Source organism: Paenibacillus sp. 3LSP (assembly GCF_032465655.1).
Lineage (GTDB): Bacteria > Bacillota > Bacilli > Paenibacillales > Paenibacillaceae > Fontibacillus > Fontibacillus barengoltzii.
The window spans coordinates 1-15,347 of record NZ_JAWDJI010000173.1 but is presented as its reverse complement, the minus strand read 5'-3'; the positions used below and the strand labels follow the sequence as shown (position 1 = coordinate 15,347).

8 protein-coding genes are annotated in these 15,347 nt (G+C 58.3%); 7 read left to right on the top strand and 1 reads right to left on the bottom strand.

All coding sequences use genetic code 11. The features are described from left to right. Nucleotides 1-3 precede the first annotated feature (3 nt). Together mtaB and RW092_RS14600 are read left to right on the top strand one after the other, a co-directional pair. Nucleotides 4-1,347: a tRNA (N(6)-L-threonylcarbamoyladenosine(37)-C(2))-methylthiotransferase MtaB gene (gene mtaB / locus RW092_RS14605; RefSeq protein ID WP_016311439.1), complete on the top strand. Its 1,344-nt coding sequence runs from the start codon at nucleotides 4-6 to the stop codon at nucleotides 1,345-1,347. 239 nt (nucleotides 1,348-1,586) lie between these two features. Continuing rightward, complete coding sequence (locus tag RW092_RS14600) at nucleotides 1,587-2,024, top strand: NUDIX hydrolase (RefSeq protein WP_028537903.1); 438 nt, start codon at nucleotides 1,587-1,589, stop codon at nucleotides 2,022-2,024. A 71-nt stretch (nucleotides 2,025-2,095) separates the two neighbouring features. On the opposite strand, the gene RW092_RS14595 is transcribed toward RW092_RS14600, so the two are convergent. Next, nucleotides 2,096-3,121, bottom strand: coding sequence for a Na/Pi cotransporter family protein (locus tag RW092_RS14595; RefSeq protein WP_016311441.1), 1,026 nt, complete (start codon nucleotides 3,119-3,121; stop codon nucleotides 2,096-2,098). Nucleotides 3,122-3,294: 173 nt separating this feature from the next. On the opposite strand from RW092_RS14595, the gene RW092_RS14590 reads away from it, so the two are divergent. The 5 genes from RW092_RS14590 to RW092_RS14570 all read left to right on the top strand — a co-directional run. After that, nucleotides 3,295-4,668: a class I SAM-dependent rRNA methyltransferase gene (locus RW092_RS14590; RefSeq protein WP_316010553.1), complete on the top strand. Its 1,374-nt coding sequence runs from the start codon at nucleotides 3,295-3,297 to the stop codon at nucleotides 4,666-4,668. Nucleotides 4,669-4,811: 143 nt separating this feature from the next. Next, nucleotides 4,812-8,354 (top strand): helicase-exonuclease AddAB subunit AddB, encoded by a 3,543-nt coding sequence (gene addB, locus RW092_RS14585; RefSeq protein ID WP_316010552.1) that lies wholly within the window; start codon nucleotides 4,812-4,814, stop codon nucleotides 8,352-8,354. Beyond that, nucleotides 8,351-12,361, top strand: a complete 4,011-nt coding sequence (gene addA, locus RW092_RS14580; RefSeq protein ID WP_316010551.1) for a helicase-exonuclease AddAB subunit AddA — start codon at nucleotides 8,351-8,353, stop codon at nucleotides 12,359-12,361. Before addB ends, addA begins: the two co-directional genes overlap by 4 nt. 105 nt (nucleotides 12,362-12,466) lie before the next feature. After that, nucleotides 12,467-13,666: an exonuclease SbcCD subunit D gene (locus RW092_RS14575; protein WP_036624667.1), complete on the top strand. Its 1,200-nt coding sequence runs from the start codon at nucleotides 12,467-12,469 to the stop codon at nucleotides 13,664-13,666. Then, the coding region (locus RW092_RS14570) for an AAA family ATPase (protein ID WP_316010550.1) at nucleotides 13,663-15,347 on the top strand (1,685 nt) is incomplete at its 3' end. The genes RW092_RS14575 and RW092_RS14570, both read left to right, overlap by 4 nt.

The window sequence follows — 15,347 nt, the reverse complement described above, 5'->3', positions numbered from 1 at the left end:
GCGATGCCTACTGTCGCCTTTTACACCTTGGGCTGTAAAGTGAATTTCTATGATACTGAAGCCATTTGGCAACTCTTTAAAAACGAAGGCTATGAACAGGTTGATTTCGAGGAATCAGCTGCCGACGTTTATTTGATTAATACTTGTACGGTGACGAATACCGGTGACAAGAAGAGCCGTCAGATTATTCGGCGGGCGGTGCGCCGTAACCCCGACGCGATCATTGCGGTAACTGGCTGCTACGCGCAGACATCACCTGCGGAAATTCTGGATATTCCGGGCGTAGATCTTGTCATCGGTACACAGGACCGGGACAAAATTATCCCTTACGTGAAGCAGCTCCAAGAGCAACGTAAGCCGATTAACGCTGTGCGCAACATTATGAAGACCCGGGAGTTCGAAGAGCTGGACGTACCAAGCTTTGCCGATCATACCCGCGCTTTTCTGAAAATCCAAGAGGGCTGCAACAACTTCTGCACCTTCTGTATTATCCCTTGGTCGCGTGGTTTGTCGCGCAGCCGCGACCCGCAAAGCGTCATTCAGCAAGCGCGTCAACTGGTCGCTGCAGGATATAAGGAAATTGTTCTGACTGGCATCCATACGGGCGGCTATGGGGATGATTTGGAGAACTACCGTTTGTCCGATCTGCTGTGGGACTTGGATAAAGTCGAAGGTCTGGGACGTATCCGGATCAGCTCGATTGAAGCAAGCCAGATCGATGAACGGATGCTGGATGTGTTGAAGAACTCCTCGAAGATGTGCCGTCACTTCCATATCCCGCTGCAAGCAGGCAGCAATGAAGTGCTGAAGCGGATGAGAAGAAAGTACACGATCGAAGAATTCGAGCATAAAATCAAAATGATCCGCGATTTCATGCCGGACGTTGCGATTACAACTGACATCATTGTCGGCTTCCCTGGGGAAACTGACGAGCTGTTCCGTGAAGGCTTCGAAGCGATCAAACGCATCGGCTTCTCGGAAATGCACGTGTTCCCGTATTCCAAGCGGAGCGGTACGCCGGCAGCGCGGATGGAGGACCAGGTCGACGAAGAAGTGAAGCATGCTCGCGTGCATGAACTGATCGACTTGTCCGAGCAAATGCAGCTGGCTTATGCGGAGAAATTCGTGGGTCAGGTGCTGGATGTCATTCCAGAGAAGGATGAGAAGGGCACTGCCGGAGACGGCTTCGTGACGGGCTTCAGCGACAACTACCTGCAAATTCGCTTCCCGGGCACACCGGACTTGACCGGCAAAATCTGCCGCGTGAAGCTGACCAAAGCGGATGCGAACACCTGCGAAGGACAGTTAGTTCGAGTTCTGGACGATGCCACTCAAGCCTTAGCTTAATAAGGTCGCCCGCCATCGGGCATAGGTCAAGGATTTCACCCTGATTGGGGTTGAAATCCTTGTTGTTACATACGGGTAATTTGGAAGTATGAGTGCGATGCACCTATAATTAACAAATAACAACGGGCGTCAACAATTTCTCGCCCAGCGCCGAAGACGGCATATCCTGAAGGGAACAGCGAACAGAAGCGCCTCAGTCCATTGGGAGGCTTGGGTAAAATAAAGGAGGTACAGCCAGAATGCCATTCAAAGAAATCTCTGCTGGAGGCGTCGTTTATCGCATCCAAGACGGACGGCTGCAAGTGCAACTGATTACCGATCGTTATGGCAAGATATCGTTTCCGAAAGGGAAGCGGGAACCGGGAGAAACCGTGGAACAAACGGCGCTGCGCGAAATTTTGGAAGAAACCGGCATTGTGGGCCGGATTAATAAATTGATTGATATCATCGCATATACTTACCATCATCCCAAACTCGGCTCCGTGGAAAAAGAAGTCCATTATTACCTGGTAGAATGGCAAAGCGGTGCCCTCCGTCCTCAGCTTGAGGAGATCCGCAGCGTGTCCTGGTACGAGCCGCAGGAGGCTTGGCGTCAGCAACGCAAGGCGGGATATGACAATAACGACTTCATCTTAGAGAAGGCCTTGCAAATGCTGGGGATCGAGCCGGAGAACTAATACGGTGCAGTTGTTTTCTGCGATATTGAGGAGATGGGAGAATATCGGGGAAAATAACTGCATTTTTGCGGCTATTTAGATGCCTTCGCATTCGGAAGGAGGGGGCCGGCGTGATGATCCAGGTCTTCAGGCGGGTCCAGCTTGGACCAGATTGGCAAATAGCAGAACGGCAGCGCCAGCAAGGAGCAGACCACATTAAAAATCGTCTGCGTGTGAGCGATTTGCGCTGAAAGATCGCTGGTTAACCAGGCTGCCGCCCCTTGCAGCAGCGGAACTAGCGGCAAGAACAAGACTGCTCCCAATACGTTGAGCGTTACATGCGACCATGCGACGAAGCGGCCAGCTCGGGTGCCGCTGATGGCGGCGATGACCGCCGTGACACAGGTGCCTACGTTGGAGCCGATAACCATGGCGATGCCAAATTCGACCGGCAAGGCACCACTGGCGGCGAGTCCCATCGTCATGGCGACGACGGCAGCACTGCTATGAATGATCGCCGTCAGGATAGCGCCGGCAAAGGCGCCCCACAACAGGCTGCCGGTGGCATGCTCCAGCAGCCAGGAGATCACGCCGCGCTCTTCCAGCGCCGGACCAATCGACTGCATAAAACGGATGGCGATCATAACGAGGCTGAAGCCGGCGATAGCCAGGGCAGCATACTGCAAGGGCAGCAACCAGGGGATGCGGCGTTGGATATAGTTTGGCAACATTTCGCCTGCCAGCACGGCGGCGGCCCATAACGTGAACGAAACGATCAGCATGGGGACTCCCAGCTTGGCTATATTAAGGGCAAGCAGTTCTGTGGTCAGGCAGGTTCCGATATTCCCTCCCAGAATAATGCCGAGCGTCCGTGCATAGGACAACAGGCGGGCGTTAACCAGGCCAATTGTCATGACGGTTACAGCGGTGCTGCTCTGTAAGACGGCCGTGATGAAGGTGCTCGATACAAGGCCGGTCCAAGGTGTCCGCGTCGTCCGGTGAAGAACACCAATCAGTCGTGGACCTGCCCATGCGTGCAGGGCCGCCTCCATGACCTTCATGCCGAACAGGAACAGGGCGAAGCCAAACGTCACAGGAAACAAAATCTCATGAAACATGCTGGCAACCTCCCTCCCCGGATGATCTGTCAAATGCAGACAAGCGATAATCGTACAAGTTACATATATGACGGTCGGACAACTTCCATGCCAGTCAGGCTGACGAACCGTCCCGGTCGCAGCGGTGCTTTAGGCGTCGTGAGTCATATTTAAAATGAGGAGTGAAGGATTAAGTGGCAAGGGTCATATTGCAACGCAGCCGCAAGAAACGGGTGGAAAAAGGACATCCTTGGATCTTCAAAAATGAAATCGAACGATTGGAAGGAGAGGTGAAACCGGGCGATTTGGTTGAGGTGGTTGATCACCGGAACCGTTATCTGGCCACCGGGTATTACAACCCGGCTTCACAAATTACTGTCCGCATCGTGTCGTATACACCGTTGGAGGCGATGGACAAGGCCTTTTTTGTCCGTAGGTTTCAGGAATGCTTGAAGCATCGGGAACGGTTCGTGAAGGAGGACGCTTACCGTTTCGTATACGGAGAGGCCGACTTTTTGCCGGGGCTGATTGTGGACAAATTTGGTGACGTGTTGGTAGTACAACTGCTTACACTGGGGATGGACCGCTGTCGGGAGCAGATCGTAGAGGCGTTGTCCGAAGTGATGCACCCCGTTGGCATCTATGAACGCAGTGATGTAGGTGTCCGGGAAATGGAAGGCTTGGAGCAGGTGAAAGGGTCGATCTTTGGCCAGCCGCCGCGCCATGTGATCGTTTCAGAGAACGGGCTTAAGATCGAGGTGGATATCGAGCAGGGGCAAAAAACCGGGTATTTCTTCGACCAGCGGGAAAACCGGGCGTCCATCAAGCCGTTGATGACCGGCTGGGGTGGCCGCAGCGGCATTTCGCTGCAGGAGCTGCCCACGGAAGACGGCGGTGTGCGTCTCGCACCGGTTAACCGGAACGGTAAAGAAGTCACCTTCCCGTACTGGGATGGAGCTACCGTGCTGGAATGCTTCTCGCATACCGGAAGCTTCACCTTGCATGCTTGCAAATATGGAGCCAAAAAGGTCACTTGCCTTGACATCTCCGAGCATGCGATAGAAAGTGCGAAGCGGAACGTGGAACTGAATGGGTTCACCGATCGCGTCGAATTTGTGGTGGCTGATGCGTTTGACTATCTGCGCAGCCAGGTAAAGGGCTTGGAGGAACGGGCACGGCGGGCTGCCCAGGACGCTAAGGTCGATACTTCCGTGCCTTTGACCGCCGGCGGCGGGCGGACGTGGGACGTCGTGATCCTCGATCCACCGGCGTTCGCCAAGACGAAAGCGGCGGTCAAAGGCGCCGTTCGCGGCTATAAAGACATTAACCTGCACGGCATGAAGCTGGTAAATGAAGGCGGCTATTTGGTCACGGCCAGCTGCTCTTACCATATGCGTCCGGATCTGTTCCTGGAGACGATTCTTGAGGCAGCGGAGGATGCGGGCAAAGTACTGCGTCTTGTGGAATGGCGGGCAGCCGGTAAGGACCACCCGCAAATTCTTGGGGTGGACGAAGGACATTACCTGAAATTTGCCATTTTCGAAGTGCGCAGCAAACACGCGTTATAAAATTGAATATAATTGAATTACAGCCTCGTTTCGCGAGCTTTCGCGGTGCGAGGCTGTTTTTGTGACGGAAGAAGATGCGAATGTTTGATCGTATTTATGCTATACTGGAACTTAACGAATTGTCCGTCGTAGGAGGGATTTCCATGTCTTTACAGTTTATACTCGGCCGCTCCGGCAGCGGCAAAACAAGCCTCATTCTTGACCGGGTGACCTCCAAGCTGCGGGAGCAACCGATGGGTCCGCCGCTCATTATTTTAACCCCGGAGCAAGGCACGTTTCAGATCGAGCAGCGGATCGCTACGGCCCCGGGACTGCACGGTACAGTACGCACTCAGGTGTTAGGATTTCGTCGATTGGCGCTGCGCGTCATGCAGGAAACCGGAGGTGCGGCATTGGTGCCGATCGATGATGAAGGCAAGAAAATGCTGCTGTACAAGCTCATGCGCCGCCGCAAAGACGAGTTGAAGCTGTTTGGACACGGCGGAGACCAGCTCGGATTAATTGACCGGATCGCCGGGCTGTATACGGAAATGAAGAAATATAACGTGGATTTCTCCACTTTGCAGGAGCATTATCATCTTCTGGAGCAGATCGAAGGGGAGTCTCCTTTATTAAAAGATAAAATGCACGATTTGAGCCTCCTGTTCGCGGAGTATGACGAAGAACTGTCCCGCTTGTACATCGACAACGAGGACCATGTCGTCAAGCTGGCGCAGGGGGCCAGCGAGTCGGCTTATTTGCGCGGGGCGGAAATTTGGATTGACGGGTTTCATACGTTTACCCCTCAGGAATATACTGCGATTCTCGCGCTGCTGAAAACGGCGGCTTCGGTTACGGTCTCACTGACATTAGACCGAGTATACAACGATGGAAATCAGCCGCATGAACTTAACCTGTTCTATACCCCTGCATCTGCCTTCGTGAAGCTGAGCCGACTGGCTGCAGAAGAGGGGATTGAGGTGCTGCCGCCGGAGCTGCTGGAAGCTCGCCCGTTCCCGCGGTTTCGGGAGAGCGAGACGCTTTCATACTTGGAGTCGGCTTACGAGCGACGTTCGCCATGGCCGAAGTCTGAGCCGCCTAAAGATTTAGAGAATGCCTTGTCTCTGCACCGGGCGGCCAGCCGGCGAGCCGAGGTCGAAGGGGCGGCACGTGAGATGGTGCGTCTCGCCCGGGAAGAAGGTGTGCGCTGGCGGGACATGGCGCTCTTGGTGCGCAACTTAGGGGATTATGAAGAACTGCTTGCTCCAACGATGGAAGCATACGGGATCCCTTATTTCCTTGACCAGAAAACAAGCATGCTGTATCACCCCATGATCGAGTTTATTCGGGCGGCGCTGGACGTTGTGCTTGGGTTTTGGAGATACGAAGACGTATTTCGCTGCGTGAAAAGCGAATTTCTTCTGCCGCTGGACGGCAGTCTGACGCGTGAACATATGGATGTGCTGGAGAATTATGCTCTGGCGAGCGGAATCCAAGGTTATCGATGGTTTGACGGCCGTCCTTGGAAATCGGCGCCCAGCCTGTCGCTGGAGCTGGAGGATCAAACGTCGGCATCCACGAAAGCCATGGAGCAGCTGCAGCTGTTGGAGCGGTGCCGCGCTGCGGTCGCCGGCCCTTTGACCGCTTTTGAGAAAGAAATCCGTAAGGCGAAGAACGCAGAAGATATGTGTGCGGCAGTGTACCATTTGCTGGAGCGGGTGGAAGCCGCCCAGCGCCTGGATGTGTTGGCACACCAAATGGTTCGCGAAGGTAAGCCGCGTCAGGCGATGGAGCATCGCCAATTATGGGGCGCGGTATTGGACGTGCTTGACCAGATCGTAGAGATGATGGGGGACGAGCCGTTGGAGCTGGAGCTCTTTGCCGGCGTGCTGGAGACCGGGCTCAAGGAGCTGAAGGTGTCGCTGGTGCCGCCTTCGCTCGACCAGGTGCTGATCGGGAGTACGGAGCGGACGCGTTCGGGGCAGGTCAAGCATCTGTTCTTGCTTGGCATTAATGAAGGAATCATGCCAGCCAATTTGCAAGAGGAGGGGGTGCTCAGCGAGCAGGAGCGGGAGCGACTGGCGGAGCTTGGCTTGGAGCTGGCTCCGGGGCTGGCCCGCAAGCTGTTGGATGAACGTTTCCTCATCTACGAAGCGTTGTCCGGGGCAAGCCGTTCGCTCTGGTTAAGCTACCCCGCTGCCGATGGTGAGGGGGGGGCACTTTTACCATCGGAGGTGATCCGGCATGTGAAGCGGATCTTCCCGGGACTAAAGGAGCAGCCGCTGCTATTAGCGCCGGGGCCTGTCAGCAGCTCCACCGATCCGTTCGCTTCTCAGCTTGAATACGTCTCTCATCCGGGTCCGACGCTAAACGCCTTAATCGGTCAGCTGCGACTGTGGAAGACGGGAGAGTCCATTTCGCCGCTGTGGTGGCGTGTGCTGGAATGGTACAAGTCCCGACCGGAATGGGAAAGCAAAACGGCTCGCCTGCTGACCTCGCTGGATTATCGTAACCGGGTGCGCGGTTTGACGCCGGCAACGAGCCGACGGCTTTACGGCAAACGGCTGCGGACAAGCGTATCGCGGATGGAACAGTTCTCGGCTTGTCCGTTCGCGCACTTCGCTTCACATGGGCTGAAGCTGAAGGAACGCCAGCTTTACCGACTGCAAGCGCCGGATATCGGACAGCTGTTCCATGCGGCGCTCAGTCAGATGGCGATCACCTTCAAGTCGCAAAACCGCAGCTGGGGCAGCCTTACGCCAGAGGAAGCGATTCAGGCCGCCAATTCGGCTGTTGATGAGTTGGCACCTAAGCTGCAGGGCGAAATCCTGCTTAGCTCCAAGCGCTACGGTTATATTTCCCGCAAGCTGAAAGCGATCGTCGGTCGGGCTTCGTTAATCCTTGGCGAGCAAGCGCGTCGCGGCAGCTTCGAGCCGGTTGGCCTGGAGCTGGATTTTGGACCAGGGCGGCCCTTGCCTCCGCTGACGTTTGAGCTGCCCAACGGCTGCGTGATGGAAATCGTCGGCCGGATTGACCGTGTGGATATGGCGGAAGGCGAACAAGGCCTGCTCTTGCGGGTCATCGACTACAAGTCGAGTCAGACCGACCTAAAGCTGCACGAAGTGTATTACGGCTTATCTCTACAAATGCTCACCTATCTGGACGTTCTGCTGTCCTCGGCGGAAGCCTGGCTGGGGCAGCCTGCCCTTCCTGCCGGCACGTTGTATTTCCATGTGCATAACCCGCTGCTGCAAAGCAGCAACGGCATGAGTGCGGAGCAGGCGCAGCAGGAGCTGCTAAAGCGATTCAAGATGAAGGGCTTGCTGCTCGCAGACCGGGATGTGATCGCGAAGATGGATGCCCAACTGGAAAAAGGCTATTCCGATATCATTCCGGTGGCCATTAAGGCGGATGGCGGCTTCTACAGCAGCGCCTCGGTTGCAACGCCGGAGCAGTGGGATACGCTGCTGGGTTCTGTACGACGGACGATTACGGAGATTGGCACGCGCATCACCGACGGTGACGTGCAGATTGCCCCATATCGACTTGGCCTGGAGACGGCTTGTACGTTTTGTCCCTACAAACCGGTGTGCCGCTTTGAGGAAGCATTGGACGGCAACGCATATCACGTCCTCGGCAAACCGGGCAAAAACGAAATTTGGCAGCTCCTCGGACAGGAGCGCGGAAAGGAGGCGAACCCTTCATGACCATCCCGACGAAACCAAAACCAGCTGGAAGTTACTGGAGTGATGACCAATGGCGGGCGATCGCCTTGTCCGGCGGTGACATGCTGGTGGCCGCAGCCGCTGGGTCCGGCAAGACAGCGGTGCTCGTCGAGCGGATTATCCGCAAGCTGACGGACCGCGAACAGCCGCTGAGCGTGGAGCGGCTGCTGGTGGCTACGTTTACCAAAGCCGCCGCTGCGGAGATGCGGGGTCGGATCACGGAAGCGCTGGAGAAGGAATTAGCCAAGGACCCGGGCAACGAGTACTTGAACCATCAGCTGGCCATGTTAGGGCGCGCTTCGATCACGACGCTCCACTCGTTTTGTATGGAAGTTATTCAACGCTATTACACGCTGATCCCGCTCGATCCAGGCTTTCGGATTGCCTCGGAAAGTGAGACAGCGCTGCTGCGTCAAGAGGTGCTGGAGGAGCTGCTAGAGGATAAATACGGAGGTGAACCGGCGGACAGCCCGTTCTTGAAGCTGGTGGATCTGTTTGGCGGAGAGCGCACCGATGCGGCGGTCTTTACGCTGGTGCAGCGGCTTTATGACTTCTCGCGCAGCCATCCTTGGCCAGATCACTGGCTTCAGGAAGCGTCTTCCTCTTTTATGGCTCCAGATCTCGCTGCCCTAGAGAAGAGCGCATGGGTCCAAAGCCTATTGGCCGATACGAAGTTGGCGCTGGGAGGCGCGATCAGCTTGCTGACGCAAGCAAAGGCGCTGGCGTTATCTCCGGGAGGGCCGGAGCCGTATGCCGTCACGCTGGAGGATGATCTGAACGTGGTCCGCTCGCTGCAGGAAGCGGTGGCAGGCGGAGCTTGGGCTTCGTTGTATGACGCGTTTCAAGGGGTGAACTTTGGCAAGCTGAAGCCGGTCAAGAAAGACCAGACCGATCCGGAGGTACAGGAGCGGGTAAAAGCGCTGCGAGAAGAAGCGAAGAAGACAGTCACCGATTTGCGGACGCAGCTGTATGGTCGACCGGCGGAGGCGTTTTTGCGGGAGATGCATGACATGGCTCCACTGCTTGGTGCATTATCGGAGCTCGTGAGTGAATTTGGAGAACGTTACCGGCTGCAAAAAGTGTCCAAGGGCTGGCTCGACTTCTCCGACCTGGAGCATTATTGCCTGCAAATTCTGCGGCATCCGGATTCGGAGCCGGGCGAGCTGCGACCGTCTGATGCGGCCATGGAATACCGCCGGCAATTCGATGAGGTGCTGCTGGACGAGTATCAGGACACCAATACGGTGCAGGAGACGATTGTACGCTTAATTTCCCGGGAGAACCCGGGCAATCGGTTTATGGTTGGCGATGTGAAGCAGAGCATCTATCGTTTCCGCTTGGCGGAACCCGGGCTGTTCCTGGAGAAATATCGAACCTATGGCGACGATTTTGACGGAGCCGGGCTGCGCATCGATTTGGCGCGGAACTTCCGCAGCCGGCGCGAGGTCGTTGACGCGGTGAATTTACTGTTCCGACAGATCATGAACGAGAGTGTAGCGGAAATATCGTACGATACACGGGCCGAGCTGGTGTATGGGGAAGGCTTTCCACCGCAGGGAACCGAGGATTATCGCCCAGAGCTCTTGCTGATTGATCGCGACAACGGATCAAGCAGCGGTTCAGACTCGTTCGATAGCAGAGACAGCGAACCCTTGGACGGCGAAGGCGGGGACGAGGAAGATGAGGCTGCGTTGATTGAGGCGGTGCGGCTGGAAGCCCGCGCCATTGCAGCTCGTATTCGCGGGATGTTGGGCGAAGGCGGTGAACCGCTGCGCATCTACGACAAGCAGCTGCAGACGATGCGTCCGGTCGCTTTCCGAGATATGGTGATTTTGCTGCGGTCGACGTTGACCTGGGCGCCGGCAATGATCGAGGAGCTTCGAGTGGAAGGAATTCCGGCGTACGGGGAGTTAAGCCAAGGTTATTTTCAGGCGTCCGAGGTTGAAACGATGCTGTCGCTTCTGCAGGTGATCGACAATCCGCTGCAGGATATTCCGCTGGCAGCGGTGTTACGTTCGCCGCTGTACGATTTTTCTGAGGAGGAGCTGGCGGACATACGCCTAGCTTCCCCAAGCGGCCGTTACTATGAGGCGGTTCTGGCACGGGCAGCCGCGGGAGTTGCGCTAAGTGACAATAGGGAAGGAGGCGCTGGAGAAGCTTCGGTATCTCATCCGGAGACGAGCCCGGTTGAACCGATTAGCGATGCTTTGGCGCTGAAGCTGCAGGCGTTCTTGCGGCAATTGGACACGTGGCGCAGCATGGCACGGGTTGGGCAGCTTAGCGACCTGATCCGCGAGATTTACCGGGAAACCGGTTATCTGGAATGGGTTGGCGGCTTGCCGGGCGGAACCCAGCGTCAGAGCAACCTGCAGGCGCTGCTGGATCGGGCGAGACAATACGAGGTATCATCTTCGGCCCCCGGGTTGTTCCGCTTCTTGCGTTACGTTACTCGACTGCGCGAGAACGGCGGCGACCTTGGGGCTCCGGGCGATGCCGGGGAACAGGGCGACGGCGTACGCATCATGACGATCCACAAGAGTAAAGGCTTGGAGTTCCCGGTTGTGTTCATCGCCGGATTGTCCAGGCAATTTAATCGACAGGATCTGAACGCACCGTTTCTGATGCATAAGGAGCTTGGCTTTGGTCCGAAGTACGTTGACGCGAACACACGCGTCAGCTACCCGACGTTGCCGAACCTGGCGATCCGGCGGCGGGCGCAGATGGAGCTGTTGGCGGAGGAGATGCGCGTTCTGTACGTGGCGCTTACCCGCCCGAAGGACAAGCTTGTACTCGTCTCTTCGGTCAAAAATCTCACCAAGTCCGTCGAAGCTTGGGGCGGTGCGCTGGAGGCGAGTGAGCATCAGCTGCCGGATTATTTGCTGGCGCGGGGACGCTGCTATCTCGACTGGATTGGCCCAGCGCTGATCCGCCATCCAAGCGCACGGGAGCTGCGGCAGTTCGCCGGGCTGCCGGAGGTTGGTCCTGCCGTGTTGGCGGACAGCCCTTCCGACTGGCACATCGCGTTTCTTTCCGCCCGCACGGCGGGACAGAACGGAGCGGTGGCAGAAGCGGCTGTCACTGCGGAGACTGCGGCAGTGGATTCGGCGCAAATCAAGGCGTTGCTGTCTGGTCAGCCGACAGCGGTCCTGCCGGAAGAGGCAGAAGACGTCGAGGCGGCTGAGATGAGAGTTATGGTGGAGTCACGGCTCAACTGGACGTATCCTTATGCGGCAGCAAGCCGAGTCGCGCCCAAAACCTCAGTGACGGAGATGAAGGCGCTGTTGTCGCTGCAGGAGGAACCGGCTCGTGACGTCTTCGTAGAAGCGGAGCTATTGCGCGAGCGAGAACAGGCAGAGGCGGAAGAGCAGCCGGAGTTCAAGCTGCATCTGCGCCGTCCGCGGTTCATGGAGCAGCGCAAGCTGACTCCAACCGAACGTGGGGTCGCCTACCATACGCTGATGCAGCACCTGCCGTTTGACGCAGAGCCGGGAATCGCAGTCGTTCAAGCGACGCTGAATCGGTTGATCGAGCGGAAAATTATGACCGCGGAGCAGGCGGCGGCCATTGAGGTGGATAGCATCTCAAGATTGCTGCAGAGCCCGCTTGGCGAACTGCTGCGGCAGGCGGACTGGGTGAAACGCGAGATGCCGTTCAGCTACGGGCTGCCTGCAGCGGAAGCCTCGCCGCAGCTGAGCGGATTGGAAACGATGCAAGATGGATCGCCAAGCGCTGCATTCCAGGAGCTGGACGGGGAAACGGTCCTGATCCAGGGGATTGTGGACTGCCTGTTCGCAGTAGGCGGCAAAGTGTACCTACTAGATTACAAAAGCGACCGAGTGCTGGAGCATCGCGGGGGGGCGAAAGCGCTGGCGGAATCGTACCGGTTCCAGCTGGAGTTGTACGCCCAAGCGGTTGAGGATATCACCGGTTCGACCGTGGATGAGAAATGGTTGTATTTCTTTGACGGCGGCCAAGCGGTGAGATTGTAATCTCCATGGATGCGGGCAGCCAATAAAGGCTGCCCCCCATCTATCCGAAATAGAGTGAGTGCTAGAATGCCGGCGTACTTAGCCAAGATCAAGGGGGAGAAAGGGATGCGCATTTTACATACGGGCGATTGGCATTTGGGGCGCACGCTGGAGGGACGCAGTCGGCTCACAGAGCAGGAGGCGTTTCTGGACGAGCTAGTGCAGATAGTCAAGGATCAGCAAGTAGATCTCGTCTTGATGGCGGGCGACGTGTATGACAGTGTGAATCCGCCGGCTGCGGCGGAAGCGATGTTCTACGATGCGGCGGCACGGCTGACGGAGACCGGCTGCCATCTGGCGGTGATCGCCGGGAACCATGACCAGCCGGAGCGGGTGGCTGCGGTATCGCCGCTGGTGGCGCGCCGGGGCATTTCGTTGGTGGGGCTGCCGGTGCCTGAGGCGATCACCGTTCCTGTGCCGCGCACCGGGGAGACGGCGGTCATCGCTGCGTTGCCGTATCCTTCCGAAGCCCGGTTGTCCGAGCTGCTGGCCGGCGATGCGGATGAATCCGAACTGCGGCTGGCTTACAGCGCCAAGGTAGGGATGTTGATGCGCCAGCTGGCCGGGGCGTTTCGCCCGGACACCGTGAACCTCGCGATGAGCCATATCTATGTGCTTGGCGGCGTGGAATCGGACTCCGAACGGCCGATTCAGGTTGGCGGCGCTTATACCGTGGACCCGTCGGCGCTGGACATCGGCGCGCAATACACGGCGCTGGGGCATCTGCACCGGCCGCAAGCGGTAAAGGGAGCCGGATTAACCCGGTATAGCGGGTCGCCGCTGGCGTATTCTTTTTCCGAGGCAGGACAAGCCAAATCAGTGATGCTCCTGGATGCGGTACCTGGGAAGGAGCCGATCTTGGAGGAGCTGTACTTGAGCAGCGGGAGGCCGCTGGTACGCTGGAGCTGCCGGGGCGGGCTGGCAGAGGCGTACCGTTGGTTGGAAGAGGGAAGGGACGCGAACGCGTTTATCGACCTCGAAATCAGCCTAACCGAAGCGATGGCGCTCAGCGACATCCAGGCGCTGCGTAAGGCTCATGACGGGATCGTCCATATTCGCCCGGTCTATCCGGGACGGGAGCTGCAGGAGGAGCTCGCCTCCCGCGAGAGCGTGCCGGTGCATGAGCTGTTCCGCAAGTTTTACCAGCGACAAACCGGTGGAGCTGAGCCGGAGGAAGAGTTGGTTGAGCTGTTTATGTCCCTCGTCTCCGAAGAAGAGGATGAAAGCGCGGCAGCGGATGGTGCTGTGGAGGGGGGAAGTCGATGAAGCCGATTACGCTAAAATTAGCCGGGCTGCAAAGCTACCGGGAAATGCAGACGATCGATTTTACCGAGCTGTGTGAGACAGGGTTGTTTGGCATTTTTGGGCCGACGGGCAGCGGGAAGTCGACGATTCTGGATGCGATCACGTTGGCCCTTTACGGCAAAGTTGGCCGTGCATCCGGCGGAACCCAAGGGATTATGAACCATTTGGAGGACGCGCTGTTTGTGGCGTTTACGTTCGAGCTGACTTCTGCGGCCGGGACGGAGCGTTACCGGGTGGAGCGGCGGTTTAAGCGCCAGAGCGAGTTGTCGGTCAGCAATACGATCAGTCGGTTTATCGAAATTTTGCCGGATGATGAGGAAAAAGTCATCGCCGACAAGCTGGCTGATGTGACACGTTGCGTGGAGCAGAAGCTCGGTCTCAAAATGGATGATTTCACCCGTGCGGTTGTTTTGCCTCAGGGAAAATTCGCCGAGTTCCTGTCCCTGAAGGGGGCGGACCGACGGGCGATGCTGCAGCGGCTGTTCCACTTGGAAAAATACGGTGACCTGCTAGGGCAGAAGCTGACCCGCAAGGTCAGAGCAAACGAGCAGCGCCGCGCCGAGGTGGCCGCCGAGCAGCAAGGGCTCGGGAATGCCTCCGCCGAGGCGCTGGAGCAAGCGGCGGCAGCGGTGCAAGAGGCGGCGGCGCTCGCCGCCGAGCGGCGCCGCGAGCTGCTGCACGCGCAGCAGCGCTATGACCAGCTCGCCAAAGTGCGCGAGCTGGCGGTCGAGCGCGCCGAGCGAGCGGCGCAGCTGGAGGCGCTGCGCGCGCAAGGCGGCGAGATCGCCGCGCTGGAGGCGAAGCTGGCGCGCGGGAGCGCCGCCGAGGCGCTCAGGCCGGTGCTGACGGCCTGGCAAGAGGCGCAGCGCGCCGCCGCCGCCCGCGCGCTAGCCGCGGCCGAGGCCGAGCAGGCCGCCCGGGCTGGGGCTGCGGCGGCCGCCGAGGCCAGTGCGGCTGCGGAAGCCGCAGCGGCGGCGCTCGGCCGCGAGGAGCCGGCGCTGCTCGTACGGCTCGAGCAGCTGGAGCAGGCGCGCAGCCTGCAGGAGGAGGCCGCGCGCCTTGGCGCCGAGCTGCAGCGGATCGCGGCGCAGCGCGCGGAGGGCGCGCAGCGTAAGCAGCTCCTCGCCGAGCAGACGGCGAAGGAGGAGCAGCTGCTGGCCAAGGCGCAGACACGCCAGCGCGAGCTGGAGCAGCAGCTGAAGGCGACGGAAGTGAAGGCCGAGGAGCGTCAGCAGGCGCAAGCTGCCGTACGGCTGGCCCAGCAGTTGGCCGCATTGCAGGAGCAGCTCGCGCAAGCGGAGCAGGAGGAAGCGGCTGCTCGGACAAGCTTGCAGCAGGCAGAGGGTAAGCTGGAGCAAATCGTTCGTGAAGTTGCCGAGGTGCAGCTATCCAGCCAAACGCTTGCCGGACAGCTTGCGGAAGCTGCTTTGGAGCTGACGATGTTGGAGAAAGAACTGCAGCAGCATGCTGCTGAGCTCACCGGATCCGAACAGTCGCTGCGTCAGGCGCTAAAGGTGCGCGAACGCCATCTGTGGGCAACCCGGTTAGCGGAGCAGCTGCAGGACGGCGAACCGTGCCCAGTGTGCGGCTCCGCGCATCATCCGGCTCCGGCTGAGGCCGAGGACGACGGCGTCACCGGCGG